We start from the raw sequence: 26,048 nt of genomic DNA, 5'->3' as shown, positions 1-26,048 counted from the left end.
GATTTTTTTTAAAAGCCTAAAATAGCTTTAATAACAGATGTTGTTTCACCTGGTTCAAACATAACATATAGTAAAATGTATACTAAAACTCCGGTAATAGCTACGAAGAACCAAATAATACTTGTAATTGGTCCAATACGACGGTGAAGCTTGAGATTAGTTTTCAAACCAGAAATGATACTAACAATACCAAATACTGCTCCAGTTGTTGCCAGAGTAATATGGAAAATTAAGAAGAAAGTATAATATGGTTTTAAATCTTCTCCGCCACCAAACGCTGTGTTACCAATAAAGACTGTTCGTGAAGCATAAATAATAAAGAAGATAAGTGCAGCAACTCCTGCTGCAAGCATTACTTTTTTATGTGCCTCTACTTTTCCTTTTATAATTAAGCCCCAACCAATAGCTACAAGTACTGCACTAATAACGATGAATGATGTACTTATAGTAGGCAAAATTTGCAATTCCATTTACAAAACCCCTTATACAGATTAAAGTTTCTATTTTACAACTGATGTTGCTGTTCCTGTTGACTTTCCCATTTCTTTTGATGTTCTTTTAACGCATCTGCCGTAATTTTATCTGGATCCTTTTGTTCTGAACGATACCAATTAATAAAGATTGATCCAAGTAATACCCCAAAAATAAGCTCTTGTAAAATCTTCATTAAAACGCCGCCTAGTTGCTGATCGGCAACAGGTGACATATTTGTAAAGAGCTCTGGTCCTGAAAGTGACAAACTAGATAATGTAGAAGCTGGTACACAAAGTTCCATTGCCTTTAGCCATGCATCACCATTTGTATACGTTTCATACATAGCGTTTGGTGCAAAAATAATTAACGCACACGCAGGTGTAATTAATACCGCATTAGCAATGATATAGGCTAATTTATACAAAGGCTTCATATGTGGACTATTAGGCATCTTTTGTATCAAAGGCCAGTACATTAAAACAGCAGAAACAAATAATACAAACGTATATGTACCATGTAAAGTTTCGTTTAATTTAATGTAGTCTAATACTGCAGGTAAATGGTAGAAAGAAAATAAACCAATAAACATAATCACCGCGACGACAGGTAATGTAAATGTTTTAAATAAAGTTCTAACAACTGGTGCCTCAATTGCAACTTTCCATACCCACCAAGGAATCCCCTTAATTAAGAAAATCGGTACAAGTAACAATAAAATAGCCATTTGCACCATATGCATCGTAAACATAATGTGCGCCATTAAATCTATTGGTGATCCTTTAATAATATAAATCGTTACCATTGCTAGTACAAAATAAATAGCTTCTCCCTTTTTCAAAGGCTCACTTACTTTAAAATCCTTGCGCCACTTTGTTGTGACTAAAAAATAGATGACTGTTATGAAAACAAGAACCCCTATTAAGTATGGGCTCCATAAAGCTTGGAAACCAAATATACTAAGTGGCATACAAAACGCACTCCTTTAACTTCAGTACTCCTATTATAGAACGCTTACACTTATTCTGCAATGAACGAAAGGTGAACAAATAACTATCTATAGTTTACCTTTCTTACAGGATTATCGTATCTATAAAAAAAATATTCAAAGTATATAAACCCAACATGAATTATATTATTTCTTGCACGTGGAGTTGATTTCCGTTCCGGCTGGGTGCTTTCCTGGGGGCGTCCGATGAGCCGCTTCACTCGCGCTGCTCGCTCCAGGGTCTCATCTGTGACGCTAATCCCCAAGGAGTCACCCAGCCTCCACTCCAATCAACTGATTCACATAGCATGTATCCTCTGCCATGTCGCTTTTATTTAAGTGATAACGCAACTTTAGCAAAAGGGTTTTGTCTGTTCGAAAGCGAAGCGGCGCGGCAACATAGCGGAGGAAGCAGCTGACACTCGCTCACAGGAAAGCAAGTAGCCTGGAACGGAAAGCACTTTCACATGAATTATTTTAATTCTTACATGCTCATCACTATATCCGTGAATAGAACCCAAAAAGAAAAGCACGTTCCTACGCTAGGTAGAGAACGTGCTTTTTTGGTGATTACCACCAGATAATTGTTAAAAATGCTAAGAAGAATGTAAATGCGATTAATATTCCCATCCACATGAAGAAACCAATTACACCACCGAAGTGTGTTTTTTTGTCTTCTAAGTGCATGAAAGCGTAAAGTTGAAGAACAACTTGAACACTAGCAAGCAATAAAATAAGTGGTAATATTAAGTATTTAGAGAAATCAGCTGCAACTACTGCGAATGCGATAAACGTAAAGAAAATCATAATCGCAAAGTTGATAACTTGTTTACGCATATGAACGGCATTATGATGACGGTCATACTCGTATTGCGCCTGAGACTTAGCAACTATAGGTGTATCGTGTGAAGACATATTATCCGATCACTCCCATCAAGTATACTACTGTAAAGATGAATACCCAAACTACGTCGATAAAGTGCCAGTATAAAGCAGCCACGAAGAATTTAGGTGCATTGTATAAGTTAAGGCCACGCTTAGCATTACGGAGCATTAACGTAGAAATCCACACAAGACCTAATGTTACGTGGAAACCATGTGTACCCACTAATGAATAAAACGCAGTTGAAAATGCAGATTGGTTAAATGTAAAACCAAGACCTACATAGTGATTGAATTCATAGATTTCAAGACCTAAGAATCCAAGACCTAAAAGAATTGTAATACCAAACCAAGTTTGCATAGCTTTAAAGTTAAAGTTACGCATATGGTAAATTGCGTAAACAGACGTTAGTGAAGATGTTAATAATAACATCGTCATAGCGAAAGCTAGAGGTAATTCAAATAAACCTTGTGTTGTGAACTCCATGCCAGCTGGCCCTTTGTTCTTAAGCGCTAGGTAAGTAGCGAATAAACTTGCGAAAAGTACAACTTCACAGGCAAGGAAAATCCAGAAACCAACAACTTTATTTTTCCCTTCCATCGTAGCTTGTTCAGGATGATCTGGCCAAGTATGAGGAGTAAATTTAGTATTGAAATCCATTATTTATTTCCTCCTTTGCCGTAAAGATGTTCTTCAATTTCAAGAATTTCTTCTTTGTGTAAATGGAATCCGTGATCGTCCTTAACAGAACGGAAAATCATAGCACCAAATGTAATTGCAAGACCAGCAATTAAAATATAAATTGACCATGGTTTATCTGCATCTGGATTATAAAGTGCACCGAATGCCGCGATAAACATACCCATAGAAATAACAAATGGGATAGCTGAGTTATTTGGCATATGAATATCACCGATTGGCTCAGCAAATGTAATTTCTTTATTACCTTCTTGTTTTTCGATCCACCATGGATCTAAACCACGAACAAGTGGTGTTTGACGGAAGTTATAGAATGGGATTGGTTGTGGAATTGACCATTCTAATGTACGTCCATCGCCCCATGGATCGCGACCTGCTGGTTTGCCTTTGATTGACATTAAGCAGTTGATTACCATTAAGATAACCCCTACACCCATCATTAATGCACCGATTGTAGAGATATAGTTGAACTGATCCCAACCTTGACCTTCCATGTAAGTGAATACGCGACGTGGCATACCCATTAAACCTAAGAAGTGTTGAACGAAGAACGTTAAATGGAATCCGATAAAGAATACCCAGAAAGTAATTTTACCAAGCGTTTCGTTTAACATACGGTTGAAGAAAATTGGCCAGTAGAAGTGTGCTGAACCAAATAACGCTGTTACGATACCACCAACGATTACGTAGTGGAAGTGAGCAACGATAAAGTAAGAATCGTGTAATTGGTAGTCAAGAGGTGCAGATGCTTGCATTACCCCTGTAACACCACCCGCAACGAATGACGGGATGAAACCAAGTGCATAAAGCATTGGTGTTGTAACTTTAATAGATCCGCCCCAAATAGTTAAGATCCAGTTGAATACTTTCATACCTGTTGGAACGGCAATTGCCATTGTTGCAACAGCAAAGATTGCGTTGGCTGTTGGCCCAAGACCAACTGTAAACATGTGGTGAGCCCAAACCATGAACCCTAAGAAACCAATTAAAATTGTTGCGAATACCATTGAAGAGTATCCAAATAAACGTTTACGAGAGAACGCTGGAATAATCTCAGAGAATAAACCAAACGCAGGTAATACTAAGATATAAACTTCTGGGTGTCCGAAGATCCAGAATAAGTGTTCCCAAATAATTGTGTTACCACCCATAGTATGGTCAAAGAAGTTACCACCGAACATACGGTCAAATAACATCATTAATAAACCAATTGTTAGTGGAGGGAATGCGAATAGGATTAGTGCACTTGAAACTAGTGCAGTCCAAGTGAATAATGGCATACGCATGAATGTCATACCTGGAGCACGCATTGTAATAATCGTAACGATAAAGTTAAGACCTGAAATTAATGTACCTGCCCCTGATATTTGTAAACCGAGAACATAGAAATCAATACCATGTCCTGGAGAATATAAAGATAATGATGCATAAGACGTCCAGCCCGCATCAGGAGCACCACCCATAAAGAATGACAGGTGAAGGAATACTGCACCTAGGAAGAATAACCAGAACCCTAAAGAGTTAAGGAACGGGAATGCTACGTCACGCGCACCAATTTGTAATGGTACAAGCATGTTCATAAATGCGAATAGTAATGGAGTCGCAGCTAGGAATAACATTGTTGTTCCGTGCATTGTTAATAATTGATTGAAAAAACCAGCTGATACGAAATCGTTATTTGGTTTCATTAATTGAATACGCATTAATAACGCTTCAAAACCAGCGATAGCAAAGAACAATGTACCGGCTAATAAATACATTACTGCTAACTTTTTATGGTCAACAGTTGTAATGTAGTCCCAGACAGTTGCTCCAAAGCCCTTTTTCTGTGTGTATGAGCTCACAACTTTTACCTCCCTCAAAGTTTGTTACATAAAACTTAAAATTATTTCTCTACAGATAAGCCCATGATATAAGTTGCTAGAGCTTGAATTTCTTCGTCAGTTAAATCGCCATAAACTGGCGCAGTACCATCTGCATTCATCATTAAGTTACCTGGTTTGAATTGTTCAGGATTCTTAATCCAAGCTTTTAAGTTTTCTTCATTATGTTCTAAGATACCAGCAACTCGGTTACGGTCACCAAATGTAGTTAAGTTAGGACCTTTTGAACCTGGACCGCTTGTACCAGATACAGCATGACAACCCATACAGCTCTTAGCAAATGTTGCTTCCCCAAGATCAGCTGAAGTTTTATCAGGCATTTTTTTATCTGTTGCTTTCATTGAAGCTACCCATGCATCAAATGCATCTGGTGTTAATGCTTTAACTTTGAAGTCCATTAAAGCATGTGAAGGACCACATAACTCAGCACATTTACCATAGAATACGCCGTCTTTAAGGTCTTTTGATTCTTTATCGAATTCTAGATAGAACTTGTTTAAGTTATCTACGTTCGTATCCATTTTACCGCCTATAGCAGGAATCCAGAATGAGTGCTTAACATCGGCAGCTTTTAAGTTAAAGTAAACTTTTTGACCTGTTGGTACAACTAACTCTTGTGCAGTTATAATACCTTGGTTAGGGTATTCAAACTCCCACCAATATAAATGTGCAGTTACATTTACTGTAAGTGCTGTTTTGTTACCGTTTTCGTCTACTTCGTCCATCGCAGCAACATCTGCAAATTTGTAAGTAGCCGTAACAACTGGTACAGCTAAGATTAATAATAAAATAATTGGAATAACTGTCCAAATCACTTCAAGAGTGTGACTTCCTTCTACTTGCTTAGGAATAACGTTTTCGCCAACTTTTGAACGGCGGAATTTTAAGAATGCAAGTAAATAGATAACGACTACTACTACTACAACTAACGTCATAATTCCAGTAGCTAACATTAATAGGTTGTATTGTTCTTTACCTACTTGACCAGATGGTTTTAGTGCAGAAATATAATCTTCACCACAACCAGAAAGGAAAACCATCATCACTGCTAGTAGTGAAAAAAGACGCCATTTTTTAAGCCCTTTCATCATAGCTTAATTAAACCCCTCTTTCTTTGTTGTATTTTCATGTGTACCTAGGACATAAGTTCTGTCTATATGAATTCTTTAGGAAAAGAAAGAATTCCTAAATTTAGCTAAACAACGCAAAAATTATGATGGATACAAATAATATGGTCATATGATTCAGCGAATAGATAAACATTTTATTTGCCCATTTCATATCATCTTTGGTGTTAAAGCCTTTAAAAGCTAGAATCAACCAGCCCAAGTTCAATGCAGTGGCAAGAATTAAGAAGCCAACTCCAAGCTCTGGTAAAAGGAAAGGTAACGGTAATAATAAAAGAATCCAGAATAACATCGAGTACTTAGTTCGTTTAAATCCTTTTACTACAGGTAGCATTGGTATGTTAGCTGCACGATATTCCTCAGTACGTTTCATAGCAAGCGCATAAAAATGCGGTGGTTGCCATGCAAACATGATAAGGAATAAGGCAAGTGCTCCAGCACCTAATTTAGGCTCAACAGCTGCAAACCCAATAACTGGTGGAATAGCCCCTGAAATACTTCCTACAACCGTGTTACTAACATGCTTCCTCTTTGACCACATTGAGTACAGAACAACATAAGCAAATATTCCTACAAGTCCCCACATGCCGGCCGCAAACGATGCCGCAAATAACAAAATTTCACCTACAATTAAAAATGAGAGGGCAATGGTCAATACAAAATTCGGCTTAAATCTACCCGTTACTGTAGGTCTTGCCTTCGTTCTTTTCATGATTGGATCAATATCCTGATCAATAAAGTTATTCATTGCGCCCGAGCCACCTATAATGAATGCCGCACCCAGCATGGTGAACAATATGACATCAAGCTCTTGCAAGAAGTGTCTACTAGTAAATTGAAATGCCAGCCACATCCCTGTAAACGTTGTGACAAGATTCGAGTTAACGATTCCAATTTTTATTAGTGCTAAGAAATCTTTTACAACAGATGTTGATTCTGGTCCACCATTTCTAGTAGCCGTCAGTGCACGACCGTTTGACATGATACCTCTCCTTTCATTTTTGTAAGCATATTCCGCTACCAATTACTATAGCGAAATTTGCGATTGATTTCTAGACATTAAGTGAAATTTAGATGAAGTTGTAAAAATTAGCTTTGTCTAGAAATATAATTAAAAACAACATATCTATAGTAAAACATTTTCTAAAATGAATTGTGAAGGTTAAAGTACGAAATTATGAACAATTTGTGAAATGGAAGCGACATCTAATACTCCCTACTCTTTACAAGTTGTTTTTTACCTGTATTTTCGATATTATCTATTAGCAGAAACATTACTTTCATGTAATGTTCATAGATAAAGTAGGTGACTCATTTTATGCAACACAATAGGTATATGAAATGGTTTGCTGTTGCCGCTACAGTTGGAATGCTCCTTATTTTACTAGGTGGAGCACTTGTTACCAAAACAGATAGTGGCTTAGGCTGTGGCCGAAACTGGCCTGATTGTAATGGTTCTCTTATTCCAAAAGAAATTACACCAGCAGTCTTAATTGAATTTTCGCATCGTCTTGTAACTGGAGTCGTATCTATTTCAATTCTTGCGTTAACAATTTGGACATGGCGTAAACTCGGTCATATTCGCGAAGTAAAATTATTAGGTTTCTTGGCGATGTTTTTCTTAATCGCACAAGCTCTTATTGGAGCTGCTCAAGTGTTGTGGGGACAAGGTGATTTCATACTAGCACTCCACTTTGGGATTTCTCTTATTTCCTTTGCTGCTGTTCTCCTTCTTTCTATGATTGTATTTGAAGTGGATCGGAAATTTGATGCCGATAACGTTTTTATTGGTAAAAAATTGCGTTGGCATACGATTGCTGTCACAATTTATTCTTATTTAGTCGTTTATACAGGGGCACTTGTTCGCCATACAGAATCTAGCTTAATATGTCCTGACTGGCCATTTTGCTATAATGACACACCATTCGCATCTTTTAATAATATGTATGAATGGATACAAATGGGGCATCGCCTAGCTGTTCTTATCTTTTTCATTTGGATTGCATACATAACTTGGCACGCGGTAAAAGAATATAAAAAACAACGTGTTATTTACTATGGCTGGATCATTGCCTTTACTATAGTAATCTTACAAGTGATTGCTGGTATGTTAGTAGTCCTAACTAAGTTGAATCTTATAGTTGCATTACTTCATTCATTATTAATTTCAATTCTATTTGGTCTACTTTGCTACATGGTAATGCTAGTTGCACGCAGCAATTATAATGAAAAAAACAAATAATAGTAGAAAAAGATTCGCTACATTTTTCAATGGCGAATCTTTTTTTTTTTCAAATGCTTCTATTTAAATGTGTTAAAATATCGATAAGTTTATTATTGTAAAATAGTTAATTAATAGGGTTATCACCATAAGTTGGATGACATTTATCACAGATGAGAGCAGGCAGAGGAATGAAGGCTAAGAACATCACGTCCTGTGATAACGCCTTCGTGACAAACATCCTGTCGTTGCTGTCGCTTCGCTTTCGCACAAAAAACATCTGTTGCTGCCGCTTCACTTTCGCACAGAAATCATTTGTTGCTCCCGCTTCATTTTCGCATAGAAAACATTTGTTGCCCCAAGCGGCTCATCCATCCCCAGGAAAGCGCCTAGTCGAAACAGAAACCAACGTTATTGTAATGAATATATTTTTATATGAATACTTTGTAGATTTATCGGAACAAAATATCATTTTATCGGAATATGATCTCGTTTCATCGGAACATTTTCAGTTTTTATCCACGATGGGCGACTCCTTGGGGGTAAGTCACAGATGTGACCCTGCAATGTAAAAATAAAAAATGTGATTTTAAGTATATCTTTGCCGCGTTGGCAAGGATATACTTAATTTTATTTTAGGCAATACTATACTTAAAAAGTACGTCTGTAATCAAATAACTCATATAAATAACTTGTCATCTCCGATTGTAGCTTTGTAAAAAAGATTGATCGTTTATAATAAAGATTGATAATTTGTAATAAAGTTTGATAAAAATCATCTCTTTAGTTATCCTTTGAGATGATTTTTTTATTGGACATTTATGTTAAAACTGATGTTTATCTTGTGAAGAATTTCTTCCAATCCTTCCACCGTATGGTCCACTTTATCAAACGAACTTAACAATTGACCAAATGATTGCTATTCAACGCTCTCATAAAATTGGCGTCAAGAATATTAAACAAATAGAAATTACCGGTGAAGGGAGAATAATTGGGGATTTGTGGTATTATATAGTGAGCGAAGAAACAAGAATAAAATTTTCCACCGAGCTTCGCAAACAATTGAAATTACCAATAGAGGGTCCTGCCGACAAAATTCTACAGACCTAATTACTGTAAGACACTTTTTGGAAGGATAAATCAGTTCCTACTTTTATAGAATAGGCTGATATGGTATTTACTTAGGTTATAGTAACAGCTAGGTTTTAATAGCTGAGAATTAAAGGAGAGATTTCATTATTTATGTTTAAAAATCTTTTTGGAAAGTGCTTAGTAACTTTTTTTGTTTTACTTTTACTTATCCCTGTTTTTACAAATCAAAAGGCTACAGCTAATTCACTACCTCAAAATGAAATGCGTGCAGCCTGGATTGCAACAGTATCTAATATTGATATGAAGGCAGGTATGAGTAAAACCCAATATACTCAATGGGTTCAAAGTACCTTAGACAAATTAAAAGCTGATAACTTTAATACAGTTATTTTTCAAGTTAAGCCATTAAATGATGCACTGTACCCGTCTAAGCTTGCTCCATGGTCATCGTATATAACAGGCAATACACAAGGGACCAATCCGGGTTTTGATCCATTGCAAATAATGCTGGACGAAGCACATAAGCGAGGATTAGAACTTCATGCTTGGGTAAACCCATATAGGGTCACTATGCCTTCGCAATCTTTGTCTAATCTTGCTGCCGATAATGTAGCCCGTAAAAATTCTAATTGGGTAGTGAAATACGGTAAACAATACTATTTAGATCCTGGTTTGCCGGAAGTTCAAAATTACTTATTATCAACCATAGAAGAATTAGTAAGCAACTATGATATCGACGCTGTACATATGGATGATTACTTCTATCCTTATAAAATAAAAGGAGAGACTTTTCAAGATCAACAAACTTTTAAAAAGTATGGTGGCTCATTCAAAAATATTGAAGACTGGCGCAGAAATAATGTTAATCAATTAGTAAAAAAGGTTTATGCAAGCATTAAGGCAATTAAACCTCATGTTCAATATGGAATATCTCCGTTTGGAATTTGGCGAAACAAAGGGCAAGATTCTACTGGTAGTAACACGAATGGAATGAGTAACTACGATGATCTTTATGCTGATACAAGACAGTGGATTAAAGATGGAAGTATCGATTATATTGCTCCTCAAATCTATTGGTCTAGAAATCATAAAGCAGCAAATTACTCTGTTTTATTAGATTGGTGGGGAAGAGAAGTTCAAACGTACGCAAAAGTCCATCCTGTTAATCTATATATTGGCATGGCCAATCATAAAGTTGGAAATGATTCTGATTCTGCATGGAATAATAAGACGGAACTTATCAGCCAAGTAATCGCCAACAGAGCAAATAAAAATGCTCAAGGACAAATGCATTTTTCTCTAAGAAGTATTAACAATAACGCTCTTGGATATGCTTCTTATCTAAATCAGCAACTATACAATTATAAAGCTTTAACACCTACAATTTATTGGAAAGGCTCTGCAATACCTTTATGTCCAACTGATGTTAAATTGAGTAAAGAGTCTTTCGGCATGAAGCTTACTATTACAGATGAAAATAGTACTCAACCAAGGAAATATGTAATATACCGATTTGATGGAACAAAAGAAGGATCATATGAAGACGTTAAAAATATAGTAGACGTGGTTTATAACACACAAGGTAATACTATTTATGTAGATACTATTGCAAATAATAGTAAAGTATACACATATGGTATAAAGTCTATATCTGCTACAGGTGTGGAAAGTAAAACTGCTTTTGTTCTAAAAGACGGAAATCCTTACCAACAGCAATAGAGCCAACACCTGAAGGGCCAGAGCAACCAGAAAAACCTGTAGATTCAAAGCCTAATATTACATTCAACGATATCTCCACGAAAACTGTGCTAAGGACATGATTGAAGACATCGCAGCTCGTGGTATTATCACAGGCTATCCAGACTGCACGTTTCGACCGAATGCTCTAGTTGAAGATTCGCGTTCCAGAATAATCAATTTTTATTATAAAAATGAATAGTGACAAACAGATAAAGCCTCGTATTTTGATCAAAGTTTGTTCAAAATACGAGGTATAATTTAATAAGGAAACTGAGGATTGCCAGCACATTTTAATCAATCTCTTTTTTCAAAAGTGACAAATGAACTTACTAGTTGTTATTGTAAATATTTAATCATAAATCATTAATCATACATATGCCAAAAGTAAGAAAATTAATCAAAATAATGCCAAAAGCTATAGGTAAATTCAATTTAAATCAATATAACACTTTTAATTAGATTGGGTTTTAAAATCAAGTAGCTTGAAAAGGTTGATATTACTGTGTTGGCAAATATATCGCTAAGAAATTAGCAAAGATATACTTAAAATCACAAAAAAGGTTATTAGTATGCTATAAAAGCAATCTAATAACCTTCTTTACTATCAATTATTCAATTTCAATTAACAAATCACCTGTTGAAATGGCATCGCCCGCACTAGCGTATACTTCTTTCACGACGCCGTCTCTCGGTGCTTGGACGGTTGTTTCCATTTTCATCGCTTCGGTAATTAATAAGTGATCCCCACGTTTTACAGAGCTTCCTTTTGCTACAACTACCTTTAAGACCGTACCTGGCATCGTTGCTCCAATTTGATTTGGATTACTTGGATCTGCTTTTAATGCCAGGCTGCCATCTACTTCGACAGTCATATCTTGAATCACTAGTTCACGTGATTGACCGTTTAGCTCAAAGTAAATAACACGCGTACCATCATGTTGTGGTTCACCAATGGAAACAAGTTTAATAATTAGTGTTTTTCCTTTTTCGATCTCGACTTCGATTTCTTCACCTAGTTTTAATCCATAAAGGAATGTTGGCGTATCTAATACCGAAATATTGCCGAAAGAGTCCACTGTTTTTGAATACTCTTCAAACACTTTCGGATACAAAGCAAACGCTAGCACATCCTGCTTTGTAACGGAACGATTTAATTTTTCCTCTAGTACCGCCTCTAGTTGCTCAAAATTCACAGGCTCTAGTAGCTCGCCAGGTCTTACCGTAATTGCTTCACGATCCTTTAACACAACCTTTTGAAGAGCCTCTGGGAAGCCACCATGCGGTTGTCCCAAATAGCCCTGGAAGAACTCAATCACAGAATCCGGGAAGTCAATAGTTTGCCCTCTTGTCAGTACAGTGCTTTCATTTAAATCGTTTTGCACCATAAATAACGCCATATCACCGACTACTTTCGAAGATGGGGTTACTTTGACAATATCGCCAAATAGAAGGTTTACGCGGGAATACATGCGCTTCACTTCTTCCCATCTGTCCCCAAGGCCAACTGCTTTGGCTTGTTGCTGCAGGTTACTGTATTGGCCGCCTGGCATCTCATGGACATAAATTTCAGAATGTGGACTAATCATTCCGCTTTCAAAATCTTTATAATACTTACGTACATCTTCCCAGTAGTACGATAATTTTTCAAGCGCATCGATATCGGCACGAACCTCACGCTTACTACCCTTCATTGCATAATATAAGGAGTTTGCACTTGGCTGTGACGTTAAGCCCGCCATTGAACCGAGCGCCGTATCAATGATGTCCACCCCTGCCTCGATCGCCTTGGCATATAAATAAATACCATTACCACTTGTATCATGCGTATGCAGATGGATTGGCAGATTTGTCGTCTCTTTTAACTCGGAAATTAAACGATACGCTGCTTCTGGCTTTAATAAACCAGCCATATCTTTTATCGCTAAAATATGGGCACCTGCTGCCTCTAGCTCCTTTGCCATTTCCTTGTAGTATTGAACTGAATATTTTGCTCTTGTTTCATCAAAAATATCTCCTGTGTAACAGATAGCAGCTTCCGCAATTTTACCAGATTGACGTGCAGCATCAATGGCTACTTCCATTCCTTTAATCCAGTTCAAGCTATCGAAAATACGGAATACATCAATGCCTGATGCCGCTGATTCAGCGATAAATTCACGAATTAAATTGTCTGGGTAGTTTGTGTAGCCAACGGCATTCGCACCACGCAATAACATTTGGAATAGCACATTCGGTACTTGTTCACGCAGCTTTGCAAGGCGCTCCCATGGGTCTTCTTTTAAGAAACGGTACGCCACATCAAACGTCGCGCCACCCCACATTTCGAGTGAAAAGAAATCATGCATCATGCGCGCTGTTGCGTCTGCAATTTCGAACATATCCTGTGAACGTACACGTGTCGCAAGCAGTGATTGGTGTGCATCTCGGAAAGTTGTATCTGTTAATAGCACGTCTTCTTGCTCCAGAATCCATTTCACAAGCCCATCTGCTCCTTGGGCATCTAAAATTTGCTTTGTTCCCGCCGGAGGAACGATTAATTTATCAACTTTTGGGATGCTCGGCTGTACAAAAATTGGTTTCGCCTTCTTCTCTACTCCTGGGAAGCCATTTAGCGTCACATTACCAATATAGCTTAAGAGCTTTGTCCCACGGTCCTTGCGCACAGGGAAATTAAATAGTTCAGGTGTTGTATCGATTAAGCTTGTATCAAATGCACCCGTTAAAAATTTCTCGTGCGTCACGACATTATTTAAGAATGGAATATTCGTTTTTACCCCACGAATTCGGAACTCTTTTAAATTACGGTCCATTTTTGCTGCGGCTTCTTTAAACGTCATCCCTGATGTTGAAATTTTCACCAGTAGTGAATCATAGTACGGTGTTACAACAGCACCTTGGAAGCCATTACCGGCATCTAATCGTACACCAAAGCCCCCGCTTGAACGATACACCATGAGCTTCCCTGTATCTGGCATAAAGTCATTAGCTGGGTCTTCCGTTGTGACACGTGCTTGAATCGCATAGCCAATCATTGGAACTTCCGCCTGTTGTGGAATATGAATTTCCTCACTATGCAGACCGTAGCCTGCTGCCACTTTAATTTGGGCATGAACAATATCGACACCCGTAATCATTTCAGTAATCGTATGCTCTACTTGAATACGAGGGTTGACCTCGATGAAATAAAAATCCTCACCTGCAACTAAAAATTCTACTGTCCCTGCATTTATGTATGAGACATTTTTCATTAATTGAACAGCTGCATCACAAATTCGGCTTCTTAAATCTTCCGAAATTGAATTAGATGGTGCGATTTCAACAACCTTTTGATGACGACGTTGTATCGAGCAATCGCGCTCATATAAATGAATGATATTGCCCTGTTGATCACCAATAATTTGTACTTCAATATGCTTTGGCTTAATAATGGCCTTTTCTACATACACCTCATCAGAGCCAAATGCTGCCTTCGCCTCTGATTTTGCACGTTCATAGGAGGAAGCTAGCTCCTCTTCTGTATGAACAAGGCGCATACCTCGACCACCGCCGCCTAGCGCTGCCTTAATCATAACTGGATAGTCGTATGTGTTAGCAAAAGCCTCTACCTCTGCTAAATCAGCTACTGGACCATCTGTACCAGGAATAACAGGAATACCTGCAGCAATTGCTTGTTCTCGCGCCTTCACCTTGTCTCCAAACATATCTAAGTGCTTAGAAGTTGGCCCAATAAAGACAATGCCCTCTTCTTCACATCGACGCGCAAATTCCACGTTTTCAGATAAAAAGCCATAACCCGGATGAATCGCATCAACATCTGCATCTTTAGCGATTGTAATAATGCCCTCAATATCTAAATAAGCATCAATTGGTTTCTTGCCAGCTCCCACTAAATAGGCCTCATCTGCTTTAAAGCGATGGAACGCCCCACTGTCCTCCCGAGAATAAATAGCAACAGTTTGAATATTCAACTCCGTACATGCACGGAAAATACGAATTGCAATTTCTCCTCGATTGGCTACGAGAATTTTTTTGATCGATTCCATTGATATCCCCCTTTATGATTGTGTTTTTCTCCTTTCTATCTTTTCAAACATAGAAACATTGATCAATATTCCCATCGCTAAAGATAGAATAATTATAGATGTCCCGCCATAGCTAATAAAAGGTAGCGTTACACCAGTTAACGGGATTAACCCAGTTACACCCCCAAGATTGATAAACGATTGCCAGCCAATCCAGCTCGCAATACCTGCTGCAATCATACGCGCTAGTGGATCTTTCGTGCGCAACGCAATCGAAAATCCTTTATATACAATAAATCCTAAACCACCTAAAACGATAAGAACTCCCCAAATACCTAGTTCCTCCATAATAATCGCCATAATAAAATCGGTTTGTGGTTCAGGTAAATACCCCAATTTTTGAATTGACTGACCGAGACCTCTTCCTTCTAAACCGCCTCCACCAATTGCATAATAACTATTGACAACTTGGTGACCACTACCATTTTCATAATTAAAAGGGTTTATGTATGATTGAAGACGTCCCATACGGTTTGTAGTTAACATATTTCCTTTAAACAACATTAGTATACCAAAGATGATTCCACCAAAAGCTCCTAGTACTCCGAAGAACTTCCAAAATGTTTTAAATGGAATGCCACTTGCTGCTACAACAGAAACAGCAATTCCACAAAGAATAATACTTGCTCCCAAATCGGTTTCAAAGGCTACACCAGCAACAACAAGAATCCAAAGGAATATTGGATAAAATATTTCTGTTGGTTGTAGCTTTTCAAGCGTATATTTTTGTCCTTTCCGATAAAATGCAGCGGCAAAATATAAAATTATAAATAGCTTTGCATATTCAGAAGGCTGAAAGTTTCCTAAACCTGGAACGTGTATCCAACTTTTAGACCCTATTCCTACCTCATCACCATTACCAGCTACTTTTACCCAAGTAAATAGCACAACTAACACAGCTGTAAGTATCAACATAACTTTTTTATTCGCATAATGCTTATACGGGAAGAATGCTGCTGCTAAAAATCCAAGAAAAGCTACAATTAAATTGATTACTTGCTTGTGATAAAAATAATCTGCATCTTGTTTTTTTATTACAATCGCCACCATCACACTTGAGCTATAAATCATTACTAATCCAAATAAGCTTAAAAATATGAATGTAAAAAATAATGGGTAATCAAAATTTTGTGCATAACGTTTTAAATATTGTTTCATCGGAAAACCTCATTCTAGAAAAAAAACTCAAATCGCAAATTGCGTTTGAGTTTTTTCTTTTTATTTGTCTGTATACGCGTCATGTAATACAGAAAGTTCTTTCTCGAGTGAATCGAGAATTTCTTTGCCTTTTTCGCGATCAACGAGTCCAAGCTTGACAGCAAAGTCAATTTCACGTGAAAGGCCGAACATTTGTGTATCTAATACTTCTTCATATAAAGGGCATTGTGGCATTGTTAAATGATCCATTTGTACTCGAATGAGGCGAGCAATTTTGTCTGCATCAGCAACTAAAAGCTCCAAAGCCTTCTCTTGAAAAGAAGTTTGTGATTTAGTATCCATGAGGACGCCCCCATTATCTGATATTTCTTCGATTCTATCTTAATAAAGTTTAGCTTTTAGTCGTTAAAAATGCAAGTGTCTACATTGGAAAATAGAGAAATCGAATTATATTTCTTTATTATCTCTAGTCATTAGCGTTATACTATTTCATGGATATACAAGATTTGAGGAGGATTTCTATTATGGAAACAATAATTCCTATCAAGGGCGCAGTTTCATTCCAATTAACATTAGATCCCACTGTTTGGATTTTCGATGATCGTAAATTAGATTTAACAACATACTTCGATGCAAAAGAAATTGAGGAAGATTCGGATATTAAATATATGCGTGAAGTAGGTGCTCACTGGTCACGTGAGATTATGGAAGGAGCTACTTTCCCACCAACGTTAAAATCAGAACGAAAATTTGACCGCAAAGGGATGGAAACAGGTACTTTTGGGATCGAATTAAGTCACTTCTTAAAAAATGCTGAAATTAAACCTGAAGCAACAACAATCGTCATAGAATGTGAAGATGGCAAAGAATATACATTTACAATCGAAGAAGCTTATACATTCATTTTAAAATATAGCCAAGATGGTAAACCATTACTAGAAGATGGTCCTGTTCATGTGCTATTTAGAGACGGTTCAAATGTAGACAACCCTATCAAAAATGTATTAGCTATTCGTGCTGAGTAGGAGGGAATGCAATGCGAGTAAAATGCGTTATTTGCGATACAATTAACAATTTAGATGATAATTTACCGTTAGCAAAAAAATTGCGCAATCGACCAATTCATACGTATATGTGTGGTGCATGTCATGATCGTATTGAAGAAAATACCATTTCACGCATTGAAACAGGAAATTTCCGGTTTTATCGTACTTCACCACAAATGGATAAAGAGTTTTAACAGCAACTGAAGGAGGTGCCTCATTATTTGAGACACCTCCTTTGTCGTTCAACCATTATTTTTTACAATCGCCTTCTCAATCAACTCTACAATCTGATACATAATCGTCGCAAAAAAGGCGATGATGAGCAGTGACATAAGCACAAGATTAAAATTAAACACCTGGAAGCCGTAAATAATTAAATAACCAAGCCCTTTTGAGGCAACTAAAAATTCACCAACAATAACACCTACCCAAGAAAGTCCTACATTTACTTTCAAAGTAGAAATAATCGTTGGGAATGAAGCTGGTAAAATAACTTCTCTAAATATTTGCCATCTGGTTGCCCCAAAAGTTTGTAATACTTTGCTGTAGTTTGGATCAACCCCTTTAAAAGCTGTATAAACTACGATGGTTGTAATAATTATTGAAATCAACGCACCCATCGCGACAATAGAAAAATAACCAGGACCAAGAGCGACTATTAAAATTGGCCCTAAGGCAACTTTCGGCATGGCGTTTAAAATAACTAAATATGGATCTAGTACCTTCGATAGCATCGGTGACCACCACAATACGATTGCTATTAATGTACCTATTAGTGTTCCGGCAATAAAGCCAATAATCGTTTCCATTAAAGTAACACCAACGTGAAGTGTTAACGTACCATCGCTTACTTTTTCTACTAATGTGTGCCATACATGCGTTGGCGAACTGAAAATTAATCGGTCGATCCATCCAAATCTCGAAAGAAGCTCCCACCCAACGAAAAATACTAGTAAGATGATAAGCTGGTATACTCGAACATAGCGCTTTTCTTTTTTTAGCATTTGCTGATACTGTTTAAATAATGTATTATCCAAGACTCTCCAGCTCCTTCCAAATAGTTTGGAATATATCTGAATATGCTGGATGCTGTCGAACATCAAAAGGTGAAAGCTCTTGTAACTCTGATGGTATTTCAAATACTCTATGCAATGTACCTGGATTGGCAGAGAATAGAAATACCCGTTCACTCATCGCAATGGCTTCACCAATATCATGTGTCACAAGAACTGCCGTTTTTTTATAGGCCTTTAAGGTTTCAACAACCAAGTCCTCCAATTTTAATTTAGACTGATAATCAAGAGCTGAAAATGGTTCATCTAGCAATAAAATTTTAGGGTCCACTGCTAAAGTTCTTGCAAGTGCTACTCGTTGACGCATGCCACCAGATAATTCTCTCGGATAGTTGTTTCCTACATGCGGTAAACCAATTTCTTGCAAAAGTGCATTTGCAGTTACTTTATGTGTTTTATTGCTTCGTTCCATGATTTTCAAACCAATTGTGACATTTTCTTCGATGGTTTTCCAAGGAAATAAATAATCTTGCTGAAGCATGTAGCCAATGAGAGACTGATTGTGCGTTGAAATTCCCTCACCATCAATGTATACCTTGCCTTCTGTAGACGAAAATAAGCCCGCAATAATTGATAATAATGTCGTTTTCCCACATCCGCTCGGCCCTATAAAAGAAACAAACTCACCTTCACGAATATCTAAATTGATATCACGTAAAACTTCCTTTGCCTGCGTATTCGAAAAGTAGCTATGGTGAATATTTTCTAGTTTTAAAATTTCCATATTACTCAACAGCCTTTTTAGCAAAGGTTGTATTCACAAGCTTATCATAATCCACCCGTTGAGGAAGTTCACCTGCAGCCTCCATTATCGTTTGCAAATTATCCCATTCCTTATTATCCAAAATAGGATCTGTAGCATAGGAACCCTGTGATTTATAACGCTCTACTACTGTCTCAATTAATCCAATATCAACATTTTCAAAATATGGCTGAATAATTTTCGCTATTTCGGCCGGAGTCGCTTTTTGTACAAAGTCCTGTGCTCGTTTCAATGCATTTGTAAAGCCTTGAACTGTCTTCGCTTTGTCCTTTAAATAGCTGCTCTTCGCCATAAACGATGTATAAGGTAATTGTCCAGATTCAGTACCAAACGAAGCGACAATATAGCCCTTACCTTCTTTCTCAAACATGCTAGCTGTAGGTTCAAATAACTGTACATAGTCCCCAGTTCCAGAAGCAAAAGCTGTAGAAATATTAGCAAAATCAATGTTTTGAATGAGTTTTAAATCATTCGCAGGATCAATGCCATGCTTTTTCAGTACGAACTCGCCCGCCATTTGTGGCATTCCACCTTTACGTTGCCCTAAAAATGTAGAGCCTTTCAACTGATCCCACGAAAAATTATCCATCTTTTTGCGTGCAACTAAAAATGTGCCATCTGTTTGTGTTAACTGAGCAAAATTTTGAATCGGGTCATTAGAGCCTTGAAGTGTTACATAAATAGAAGTTTCCGATCCAACTAAGGCGATATCAATTCCATCAGAAAGTAACGCCGTCATTGTCTTATCGCCACCTGCAATTGTTTGTAGCTCAACAGAAAGCCCTTCATCCTTGAAGTACCCTTTTTCAAGTGCTACATACTGCGGCGCATAGAAAATCGAGCGCGTCACTTCCCCAACTTTGACTTTTTCAAGCTCTGTTTTATTACATGCTGTCAAAGAAAGGAATAATAAAGCAATAACACTAACTAGTAAACCTTTTTTAAGCCAACGCATTCCATTTCCTCCTTGATTGATGAAAATAAGCCTATCGACATTAACTTATTCATATCGGAAGATTTCGGTGCCAATCAATTTAGGTTTGAGAGACACAATCGATTGAAAATGGGTTCCGTAGCCAATCGTTTATATGTAGATGGCTTAAAACGATAAAATTTTTCACAATACCAAATAAAACAGCCTTAGCAAATTAATGCTAAGGCTGTTTTATTACTTAAAAACTCAATACAAGTTTCACGGTATAGGAGCCAAGCTACTCTCATTGATTGGCAGCTTGTTGCTCTTCTCTTTTTTCACGCCATAAACGTGTTTTATAGACGATTAGAATTAATGCCGCTACAATAAGACCTTCGACCATAGGAAGATATAACGCAAAAAATGTTAATAAAGTACATCCTAAGAACAGGAAAATATAAATAACAATATTTTGTGTTAGTTTTAATTTCTTTGCAAAGCCTAGTTTATAAACAAGTGCAGAGAGCAAAAACACTAGAGCAAACAGAACATAACCTGCCATTTCTTTGGTAGGTAAGTTTTCATATAAAAAACGCGTAATCCCTGCCATTTTTTCATAGGCATTTGCTGTTTCCTCTGCATTTGTCTGTGCAGCAACTTGAATAAAATTCAGTTGACCCAATAAAGCGGACTTAATAGCCAAGACTCCTCTTCCTTTCATGTCAGCGGAAAATTATTGTTCTGCGTTACGTAATTTTTTCGCTGCTTTCTCACGTTCGTTTTTATCTAGAATTTGTTTACGAAGGCGAATAGATTCTGGTGTGATTTCTAAGTACTCGTCATCACCTAAGTATTCAAGCGCTTCTTCTAGTGATAAAATACGTGGCTTTTTAATAACATTCGTTTGGTCTTTGTTTGCTGAACGGATGTTTGTTTTTTGTTTCATTTTTGTGATGTTTACAGTAATATCAGCGTCACGAGTATTTTCTCCAACGATCATACCTTCGTAAATATCTGTACCTGGCTCCAAGAACAGTGTACCACGGTCTTCAATTTGCATCATACCATAAGTTGTTGATTTACCAGTTTCCATTGAAACTAGTACACCTTGGTGACGGCCACCAATTTTTCCTGGTAATAATGGTTGATAGCAATCGAACGTATGGTTGATAATACCAAAACCTTTTGTCATCGACATGAATTCAGTTGTATAACCGATTAATCCACGAGCTGGTACTAAGAACGTTAAACGAACTTGACCACTGCCGTTGTTCACCATATCAAGCATTTCACCTTTACGTGTACCAATTGATTCAATAATTGAACCAACATTTTCTTCAGGCACATCGATTTGAACGCGTTCGTAAGGTTCACATTTCACGCCGTCGATTTCACGCACGATTACTTGTGGTTTTGACACTTGTAATTCGAAGCCTTCACGACGCATGTTTTCGATAAGGATAGATAAGTGAAGCTCCCCACGACCTGAAACTGTCCAAGCATCTGGAGAATCAGTATCTTCAACACGTAAAGATACGTCTGTTTGTAATTGAGCACGTAAACGCTCTTCTACTTTACGAGAAGTAACCCATTTCCCTTCACGACCTGCGAATGGAGAATTGTTTACTAAGAAAGTCATTTGTAAAGTTGGCTCATCAATACGTAATGGCGTTAGCGCTTCTGGGTGCTCAACAGGGCAAACTGTTTCACCAACGTTGATGTCTTCCATACCTGAAACGGCGATTAAGTCACCAGCTTTTGCTGTCTCAACTTCTTCACGTTTTAAGCCGAAGAAACCAAAGATTTTCGTTACACGGAAGTTTTTCACTGTTCCGTCTAACTTCATAAGAGATACTTGTTGACCTACAGAAATTGTTCCGCGGAATACGCGACCAATACCGATACGTCCAACGAAGTCATTATAGTCAAGTAAAGCAACTTGGAATTGTAATGGTTCTTCTGAGTTATCAATTGGTGCTGGAATAGCTTCGATAATTTTCTTAAATAGACATTCCATATCCGCTTCTTGCTTAGATGGATCAGCGTCTAAAGAAGCTGTACCATTTACACCTGAAGCATAGACAACAGGGAAGTCTAATTGATCTTCATCTGCACCTAGTTCAATGAATAATTCAAGTACTTCATCTACTACTTCTAGTGGACGAGCTGAATCTTTGTCTACTTTATTAACAACAACGATTGGTGTTAAACGTTGTTCTAATGCTTTTTTCAACACAAAACGTGTTTGTGGCATACAACCCTCATACGCATCGACAACTAGTACAACGCCATCTACCATTTTTAAAATACGTTCTACCTCACCACCGAAGTCAGCGTGTCCAGGCGTATCAAGGATGTTGATACGAGTTCCTTCATAGTTTACTGCTGTATTTTTAGCTAAAATCGTAATACCACGTTCGCGTTCAATATCGTTAGAGTCCATTGCACGTTCTTCAACACGTTCGTTTGAACGGAATGTACCCGATTGTTTTAATAATTGGTCGACTAAAGTAGTTTTACCATGGTCAACGTGTGCGATAATTGCGATATTGCGAAGATCTTGACGTAAGTTTGTCATTATTCCACTCCATATTCTTTTTTCGAATGTTTAACTGTGATATTATAGCACAAGAAGGGTAGAAATGTCCTTATTAGAATTTTCCTCATTCTAAAAAATATATTTGATTTGCAAATTTTTAATATAGGAGGCTCGGCTATGAATCGTGCAAAATTCGTAATGGCCGTTTACGCATTAGCGGCTGTTTTAGCAATGTGTTCTATCGGATATTCAGTGGCAGCTGGTAGTGTATTAGGTATAATAGCAGGCATTGTGGCTACTTGTGTCATCTTCATGACAGCCTTTAAAATGAAACGTAAACTGCGTGAGCAAGGATTACTTTAATAAGAAATTTATGGACTAAAGTAAGAAGGAGCCTGTCTAAAAAATAGACGGCTCCTTCATTATTTATAAGGCACAATATATTTTTCTAATAATACTTTGTGAATTGAAGGGTTAGCAATGATAAAAGTATCCTGATGCAGAAAATCAAAGCTCTCACCATGTAAATTAGTGGCGATGGCACCAACTTCCTTAGCTATAATAGTACCTCCAGCAATATCCCACGGCGATAGTCGCATAGACACATAAGCATCTAATTTACCACTGACAACAAACGCTATTTCCATTGCGGCTGAACCATATGACCGTGTACCACGTACTTTCCGAACCATTTCAATTACTTTTTCATGGTGAATATGTCGATTTGGAGCTACCCAGTGTGCGTTTATACCAATGACCGATTCTTCTATTTTGACTGACTGCAATTTACGTAATGGTGAATCATTGTACCATGCCCCTTCACCTGCAATCGCATAAAATAAATCTTCACGCATTACATCAAATATGTAACCAAGCTTCCCTACCCCATTAACAAAAATACCGATAGAAATCATAAAATGACGATGTTGTTTCACAAAATTCATCGTGCCGTCGATTGGATCAATAATCCATACGACACCTTCTAACGACTCTACTGCCTCTCCCATTCCCTCTTCCCCTAAAATTTTGTGAGTTGGATCGAAATCTCGTATTTTTTCTATAAAAAATAATTCTGTTTCACGGTCAATATTTGTGACAAGGTCATTTGCACTTGATTTAGTCTCGATAACTAGATTGTACGAAAAGGCCTCTCGAATACGGCTACCCGCTTCAAATATAATACTTTTCGCAAATTGATCAATTTGTTGTAAATCCATAAAAACCCACCCTTCGAATATAAGAAAAGGCCCTATGCACTTAGCCTACTTAAAATACTTTTCAACTTTCTCACTACTTAAGGCTTGATTTCTCATGACGTTTTGTTACTACGTAGCACATAATACTTCCTTGAAAATATAACTTCCCATTATGATATACTGTCTATTTTACCCTTTATAGCAATAAAAATCACCTGCTGTCGGAATTTTCAGCAAGTGATTTTTCAAATCGGTATAAACTTTTTATCACGCATAGGCGTGCAAGCTTTCAAGTTCCAGCTGAATTTCAGCGAGACGTTTTTTACTTTTTTCAATTTCAAGCCCATTTTTTTCATTCATTGCCGAGAATAGCGAAGCTAATTCATAATCTAATTCTAATTGTAAAATGTGTTCATATTGCTTTTCAATGTCAACTTTACGTATAATTTTTACGATTGGCTTCATAAAAATCACTTCCTTTTTTTATTTTTTCACAAAACTTATTAGATTCGATAAAGTTCTTGTTATAAGATTTTTTCCCAATTTCCTAATAAAATAAACCTTATAAATCAAAAGGAGTTAATAAAAAATGCCGAAAATAAAGTGGACTAACAAAGACTTCAATGTTTTTCAAATAGACGGTTTAGAACAAAGAATGGATGCATTAAATTCGTGTATACGACCAAAATTCCAATTGCTTGGGGAAGATTTTTCTTCCTTCTTTTCAAGTCATCTTGGAGAAGAATTTTACCCTCATGTTGCGAAGCATGCACGTAGAACAGTAAATCCCCCAAACGACAGCTGGGTTGCCTTCGCTCCGTACAAGAGAGGTTATAAATCATTACCTCACTTTCAGATTGGTCTTTGGGACACACATTTATTCATCGTCTTAGCTATTATTTATGAAGCTCCACAAAAAAATGTGATGGCTGAACGTTTAATTGCCAACAAAGCAATGCTACAGCAACTTCCTGATGATTTCATTGTCTCTGGGGACCATATGTCTCCAGCAGCAATCTCCATGCAAGATGCAAAAGAAAACAAGTTAGATGAATTACTTACTCGTTTGCGTAATGTTAAAAAAGGTGAATTTTTAGTAGGTCGACATATTCCAAAAGATCAAGCTGTCAAGCTGTCTGCTAGTCAACTTCATCAATTAACGGAAGAAACCTTTAGCCGCTTAGTCCCTATTTATAACATCATTGTTGGAAAATAAAGTTTCACGGATTGTGCTTTACCTTTTGAGACATAATAACTAAAACAATTTTCAATGACTAAAGCTTATATTTATATATTGTGGAAAATTTACTTTATTATCCCTAGCAAATGAAAATTTGTTTGAAGAATATTCTTGTGGATGATGGTTTGAGGAAATTATTTACTTTTTCTCTGCTTTTCAAAAAAATCAGGAAAATGTTGTATATGTAGTATATGAAATAAGCTTATTTTTAACACAGAGATAGTGTAATGCTATCTGATAAAAAAATAGTCAATAAAATTAGGTGTCAATTAAGTATGCCTTTCTGGCAAAACGAGGGGTTGATTTCCGTTCCGACTGAGCGCTTTCCTGGGGGCGTCCGATGAGCCGCTTCGCTCGCGTTGCTCGCTCCAGGGTCTCATCTGTGACGCTGATCCCCAAGGAGTCGCTCAGTCTCCACTCCAATCAACCACTTCACAAATTATGTATCTTCCGACATATCACTCGATTTATAGTGATAAAGCTTGATTATTTTGTTTTTTAACACTATGAAGAGGTTGGGGCATAAGTATATTTTTAAAGAAAAATTAAATTTCTCATCAGAAAAGCGCGAGAAATCAATGTTGCTAAAATTGATTTCTCGCGCTTTTTAAGGTTTTGAGCAGTTGGGTCCTAGCCTCATTTTTTTATCGACGTTGCTTCGGGACAACTTTAATAATCGTGCCATCAGCTGCTTCTTTTGTTTGTTTCACAACAGGGTAACTGACATAGCCACTTGCTTCTTCAAACTCACGAAAAATTGATTTTTCCTCAGCTTGTGAAGGAACAATTTCTTTAAAACGACGATATTTCGCCATCATTACTTCACGCTTAATGCCTTTTTCATAAGCTTGTTCAATTCCTTCAAAAAATTGGACAACATCAACAATTTCCTCAGTCGACCAATCAGTTGAAAACGGATAAGAGTATTCCATTG

General features: G+C 37.1%; 25 protein-coding genes. 7 read left to right on the top strand and 18 right to left on the bottom strand.

What is annotated here, in order from left to right:
• Nucleotides 1-8: 8 nt before the first annotated feature.
• The 7 genes from ACQKMV_RS02215 to cyoE form a co-directional block, all read right to left on the bottom strand.
• The gene (locus tag ACQKMV_RS02215; protein ID WP_053483421.1) at nucleotides 9-470 is read right to left on the bottom strand and encodes a DUF420 domain-containing protein; all 462 of its coding nucleotides are present in this window, start codon (nucleotides 468-470) and stop codon (nucleotides 9-11) included.
• A gap of 35 nt (nucleotides 471-505) precedes the next feature.
• Complete coding sequence (gene ctaG, locus ACQKMV_RS02210; RefSeq protein ID WP_427423668.1) at nucleotides 506-1,441, bottom strand: cytochrome c oxidase assembly factor CtaG; 936 nt, start codon at nucleotides 1,439-1,441, stop codon at nucleotides 506-508.
• Nucleotides 1,442-2,029: 588 nt separating this feature from the next.
• The gene (locus ACQKMV_RS02205) at nucleotides 2,030-2,374 is read right to left on the bottom strand and encodes a cytochrome C oxidase subunit IV family protein (RefSeq protein ID WP_427423667.1); all 345 of its coding nucleotides are present in this window, start codon (nucleotides 2,372-2,374) and stop codon (nucleotides 2,030-2,032) included.
• Between the two features lies 1 nt (nucleotide 2,375).
• Nucleotides 2,376-3,002 carry a cytochrome c oxidase subunit 3 gene (locus tag ACQKMV_RS02200; protein ID WP_427423666.1) on the bottom strand — a complete coding sequence of 209 codons (627 nt, stop codon included), beginning with the start codon at nucleotides 3,000-3,002 and terminating at the stop codon, nucleotides 2,376-2,378.
• On the bottom strand, nucleotides 3,002-4,885 hold the full coding sequence (ctaD, locus tag ACQKMV_RS02195; protein WP_427502190.1) for a cytochrome c oxidase subunit I: 1,884 nt from the start codon (nucleotides 4,883-4,885) through the stop codon (nucleotides 3,002-3,004). The genes ACQKMV_RS02200 and ctaD overlap by 1 nt, the downstream gene beginning before the upstream one ends.
• Nucleotides 4,886-4,926: 41 nt before the next feature.
• Nucleotides 4,927-6,015, bottom strand: coding sequence for a cytochrome c oxidase subunit II (gene coxB, locus ACQKMV_RS02190; RefSeq protein WP_427502189.1), 1,089 nt, complete (start codon nucleotides 6,013-6,015; stop codon nucleotides 4,927-4,929).
• Between the two features lie 100 nt (nucleotides 6,016-6,115).
• Nucleotides 6,116-7,033 (bottom strand): heme o synthase, encoded by a 918-nt coding sequence (gene cyoE / locus ACQKMV_RS02185; RefSeq protein WP_427423663.1) that lies wholly within the window; start codon nucleotides 7,031-7,033, stop codon nucleotides 6,116-6,118.
• A 336-nt stretch (nucleotides 7,034-7,369) separates the two neighbouring features.
• Between cyoE and ACQKMV_RS02180 the strand changes: the two genes are divergently transcribed.
• The 3 genes from ACQKMV_RS02180 (at nucleotide 7,370) to ACQKMV_RS02170 (ending at nucleotide 11,303) form a co-directional block, all read left to right on the top strand.
• Complete coding sequence (locus ACQKMV_RS02180) at nucleotides 7,370-8,293, top strand: COX15/CtaA family protein (protein WP_427502188.1); 924 nt, start codon at nucleotides 7,370-7,372, stop codon at nucleotides 8,291-8,293.
• A 1,221-nt stretch (nucleotides 8,294-9,514) separates the two neighbouring features.
• Nucleotides 9,515-11,083, top strand: coding sequence for a glycoside hydrolase family 10 protein (locus tag ACQKMV_RS02175; RefSeq protein WP_427502187.1), 1,569 nt, complete (start codon nucleotides 9,515-9,517; stop codon nucleotides 11,081-11,083).
• Between the two features lie 97 nt (nucleotides 11,084-11,180).
• Nucleotides 11,181-11,303, top strand: coding sequence for an S-layer homology domain-containing protein (locus ACQKMV_RS02170; protein ID WP_427502186.1), 123 nt, complete (start codon nucleotides 11,181-11,183; stop codon nucleotides 11,301-11,303).
• Between the two features lie 409 nt (nucleotides 11,304-11,712).
• Here the strand turns inward: ACQKMV_RS02170 and pyc are convergent, their stop codons facing one another.
• From pyc to ACQKMV_RS02155, 3 genes are read right to left on the bottom strand one after another with little or no spacing between them, the layout of a single operon-like run.
• Entirely contained in the window at nucleotides 11,713-15,147 is a 3,435-nt protein-coding gene (gene pyc / locus ACQKMV_RS02165; protein WP_427502185.1) for a pyruvate carboxylase, read from the bottom strand.
• Nucleotides 15,148-15,159: 12 nt separating this feature from the next.
• Nucleotides 15,160-16,344 carry an FtsW/RodA/SpoVE family cell cycle protein gene (locus ACQKMV_RS02160; protein WP_427502184.1) on the bottom strand — a complete coding sequence of 395 codons (1,185 nt, stop codon included), beginning with the start codon at nucleotides 16,342-16,344 and terminating at the stop codon, nucleotides 15,160-15,162.
• A gap of 60 nt (nucleotides 16,345-16,404) precedes the next feature.
• Nucleotides 16,405-16,686: a YlaN family protein gene (locus ACQKMV_RS02155; protein WP_049668302.1), complete on the bottom strand. Its 282-nt coding sequence runs from the start codon at nucleotides 16,684-16,686 to the stop codon at nucleotides 16,405-16,407.
• A 182-nt stretch (nucleotides 16,687-16,868) separates the two neighbouring features.
• Between ACQKMV_RS02155 and ACQKMV_RS02150 the strand changes: the two genes are divergently transcribed.
• On the top strand, nucleotides 16,869-17,369 hold the full coding sequence (locus ACQKMV_RS02150; protein ID WP_427502183.1) for a peptidyl-prolyl cis-trans isomerase: 501 nt from the start codon (nucleotides 16,869-16,871) through the stop codon (nucleotides 17,367-17,369).
• An 11-nt stretch (nucleotides 17,370-17,380) separates the two neighbouring features.
• On the top strand, nucleotides 17,381-17,584 hold the full coding sequence (locus ACQKMV_RS02145) for a YlaI family protein (RefSeq protein ID WP_427423658.1): 204 nt from the start codon (nucleotides 17,381-17,383) through the stop codon (nucleotides 17,582-17,584).
• A gap of 48 nt (nucleotides 17,585-17,632) precedes the next feature.
• Here ACQKMV_RS02145 and ACQKMV_RS02140 read toward each other — a convergent pair whose 3' ends face one another.
• The 5 genes from ACQKMV_RS02140 to typA form a co-directional block, all read right to left on the bottom strand.
• Nucleotides 17,633-18,427, bottom strand: coding sequence for an ABC transporter permease (locus tag ACQKMV_RS02140; RefSeq protein WP_427502182.1), 795 nt, complete (start codon nucleotides 18,425-18,427; stop codon nucleotides 17,633-17,635).
• Nucleotides 18,420-19,187: an ABC transporter ATP-binding protein gene (locus ACQKMV_RS02135; RefSeq protein ID WP_427502181.1), complete on the bottom strand. Its 768-nt coding sequence runs from the start codon at nucleotides 19,185-19,187 to the stop codon at nucleotides 18,420-18,422. Before ACQKMV_RS02135 ends, ACQKMV_RS02140 begins: the two co-directional genes overlap by 8 nt.
• A gap of 1 nt (nucleotide 19,188) precedes the next feature.
• Nucleotides 19,189-20,181 carry an ABC transporter substrate-binding protein gene (locus ACQKMV_RS02130; protein WP_427502180.1) on the bottom strand — a complete coding sequence of 331 codons (993 nt, stop codon included), beginning with the start codon at nucleotides 20,179-20,181 and terminating at the stop codon, nucleotides 19,189-19,191.
• Between the two features lie 262 nt (nucleotides 20,182-20,443).
• A complete protein-coding gene (locus ACQKMV_RS02125; protein ID WP_427423654.1) occupies nucleotides 20,444-20,842 on the bottom strand; it encodes a YlaH-like family protein in 399 nt (132 codons plus the stop codon).
• A gap of 30 nt (nucleotides 20,843-20,872) precedes the next feature.
• Nucleotides 20,873-22,717 carry a translational GTPase TypA gene (gene typA, locus ACQKMV_RS02120; protein WP_427423653.1) on the bottom strand — a complete coding sequence of 615 codons (1,845 nt, stop codon included), beginning with the start codon at nucleotides 22,715-22,717 and terminating at the stop codon, nucleotides 20,873-20,875.
• A 138-nt stretch (nucleotides 22,718-22,855) separates the two neighbouring features.
• Here typA and ACQKMV_RS02115 point away from each other — a divergent pair, with 138 nt between their 5' ends.
• A complete protein-coding gene (locus ACQKMV_RS02115; RefSeq protein WP_427423652.1) occupies nucleotides 22,856-23,041 on the top strand; it encodes a DUF5325 family protein in 186 nt (61 codons plus the stop codon).
• A 59-nt stretch (nucleotides 23,042-23,100) separates the two neighbouring features.
• Here ACQKMV_RS02115 and ACQKMV_RS02110 read toward each other — a convergent pair whose 3' ends face one another.
• Nucleotides 23,101-23,895, bottom strand: coding sequence for an inositol monophosphatase family protein (locus tag ACQKMV_RS02110; RefSeq protein ID WP_427502179.1), 795 nt, complete (start codon nucleotides 23,893-23,895; stop codon nucleotides 23,101-23,103).
• A gap of 246 nt (nucleotides 23,896-24,141) precedes the next feature.
• Nucleotides 24,142-24,339 (bottom strand): hypothetical protein, encoded by a 198-nt coding sequence (locus ACQKMV_RS02105; RefSeq protein ID WP_427423650.1) that lies wholly within the window; start codon nucleotides 24,337-24,339, stop codon nucleotides 24,142-24,144.
• Between the two features lie 124 nt (nucleotides 24,340-24,463).
• On the opposite strand from ACQKMV_RS02105, the gene ACQKMV_RS02100 reads away from it, so the two are divergent.
• Nucleotides 24,464-25,090: a YktB family protein gene (locus ACQKMV_RS02100; RefSeq protein ID WP_427502178.1), complete on the top strand. Its 627-nt coding sequence runs from the start codon at nucleotides 24,464-24,466 to the stop codon at nucleotides 25,088-25,090.
• 668 nt (nucleotides 25,091-25,758) lie between these two features.
• On the opposite strand, the gene ACQKMV_RS02095 is transcribed toward ACQKMV_RS02100, so the two are convergent.
• Complete coding sequence (locus ACQKMV_RS02095; protein ID WP_427423648.1) at nucleotides 25,759-26,046, bottom strand: UPF0223 family protein; 288 nt, start codon at nucleotides 26,044-26,046, stop codon at nucleotides 25,759-25,761.
• Nucleotides 26,047-26,048 lie beyond the last annotated feature (2 nt).

Source organism: Lysinibacillus sp. NPDC094403 (assembly GCF_050278745.1).
In the GTDB taxonomy this organism is placed as follows: domain Bacteria; phylum Bacillota; class Bacilli; order Bacillales_A; family Planococcaceae; genus Lysinibacillus.
Note: the sequence above shows the minus strand (reverse complement) of the source record. Positions and strands in the feature narration are given on the sequence as shown.

Excerpts from the sequence above, each read along its gene's own strand:
- ACQKMV_RS02215 (WP_053483421.1), bottom strand. The coding sequence starts at position 470 with ATGGAATTGCAAATTTTGCCTACTATAAGTACATCATTCATCGTTATT.
- ctaG (WP_427423668.1), bottom strand. The coding sequence starts at position 1,441 with ATGCCACTTAGTATATTTGGTTTCCAAGCTTTATGGAGCCCATACTTA.
- ACQKMV_RS02205 (WP_427423667.1), bottom strand. The coding sequence starts at position 2,374 with ATGTCTTCACACGATACACCTATAGTTGCTAAGTCTCAGGCGCAATAC.
- ACQKMV_RS02200 (WP_427423666.1), bottom strand. The coding sequence starts at position 3,002 with ATGGATTTCAATACTAAATTTACTCCTCATACTTGGCCAGATCATCCT.
- coxB (WP_427502189.1), bottom strand. The coding sequence starts at position 6,015 with ATGATGAAAGGGCTTAAAAAATGGCGTCTTTTTTCACTACTAGCAGTG.
- cyoE (WP_427423663.1), bottom strand. The coding sequence starts at position 7,033 with ATGTCAAACGGTCGTGCACTGACGGCTACTAGAAATGGTGGACCAGAA.
- ACQKMV_RS02180 (WP_427502188.1), top strand. The coding sequence starts at position 7,370 with ATGCAACACAATAGGTATATGAAATGGTTTGCTGTTGCCGCTACAGTT.
- ACQKMV_RS02175 (WP_427502187.1), top strand. The coding sequence starts at position 9,515 with ATGTTTAAAAATCTTTTTGGAAAGTGCTTAGTAACTTTTTTTGTTTTA.
- ACQKMV_RS02170 (WP_427502186.1), top strand. The coding sequence starts at position 11,181 with ATGATTGAAGACATCGCAGCTCGTGGTATTATCACAGGCTATCCAGAC.
- pyc (WP_427502185.1), bottom strand. The coding sequence starts at position 15,147 with ATGGAATCGATCAAAAAAATTCTCGTAGCCAATCGAGGAGAAATTGCA.
- ACQKMV_RS02160 (WP_427502184.1), bottom strand. The coding sequence starts at position 16,344 with ATGAAACAATATTTAAAACGTTATGCACAAAATTTTGATTACCCATTA.
- ACQKMV_RS02155 (WP_049668302.1), bottom strand. The coding sequence starts at position 16,686 with ATGGATACTAAATCACAAACTTCTTTTCAAGAGAAGGCTTTGGAGCTT.
- ACQKMV_RS02150 (WP_427502183.1), top strand. The coding sequence starts at position 16,869 with ATGGAAACAATAATTCCTATCAAGGGCGCAGTTTCATTCCAATTAACA.
- ACQKMV_RS02145 (WP_427423658.1), top strand. The coding sequence starts at position 17,381 with ATGCGAGTAAAATGCGTTATTTGCGATACAATTAACAATTTAGATGAT.
- ACQKMV_RS02135 (WP_427502181.1), bottom strand. The coding sequence starts at position 19,187 with ATGGAAATTTTAAAACTAGAAAATATTCACCATAGCTACTTTTCGAAT.
- ACQKMV_RS02130 (WP_427502180.1), bottom strand. The coding sequence starts at position 20,181 with ATGCGTTGGCTTAAAAAAGGTTTACTAGTTAGTGTTATTGCTTTATTA.
- typA (WP_427423653.1), bottom strand. The coding sequence starts at position 22,717 with ATGACAAACTTACGTCAAGATCTTCGCAATATCGCAATTATCGCACAC.
- ACQKMV_RS02115 (WP_427423652.1), top strand. The coding sequence starts at position 22,856 with ATGAATCGTGCAAAATTCGTAATGGCCGTTTACGCATTAGCGGCTGTT.
- ACQKMV_RS02110 (WP_427502179.1), bottom strand. The coding sequence starts at position 23,895 with ATGGATTTACAACAAATTGATCAATTTGCGAAAAGTATTATATTTGAA.
- ACQKMV_RS02105 (WP_427423650.1), bottom strand. The coding sequence starts at position 24,339 with ATGAAGCCAATCGTAAAAATTATACGTAAAGTTGACATTGAAAAGCAA.
- ACQKMV_RS02100 (WP_427502178.1), top strand. The coding sequence starts at position 24,464 with ATGCCGAAAATAAAGTGGACTAACAAAGACTTCAATGTTTTTCAAATA.
- ACQKMV_RS02095 (WP_427423648.1), bottom strand. The coding sequence starts at position 26,046 with ATGGAATACTCTTATCCGTTTTCAACTGATTGGTCGACTGAGGAAATT.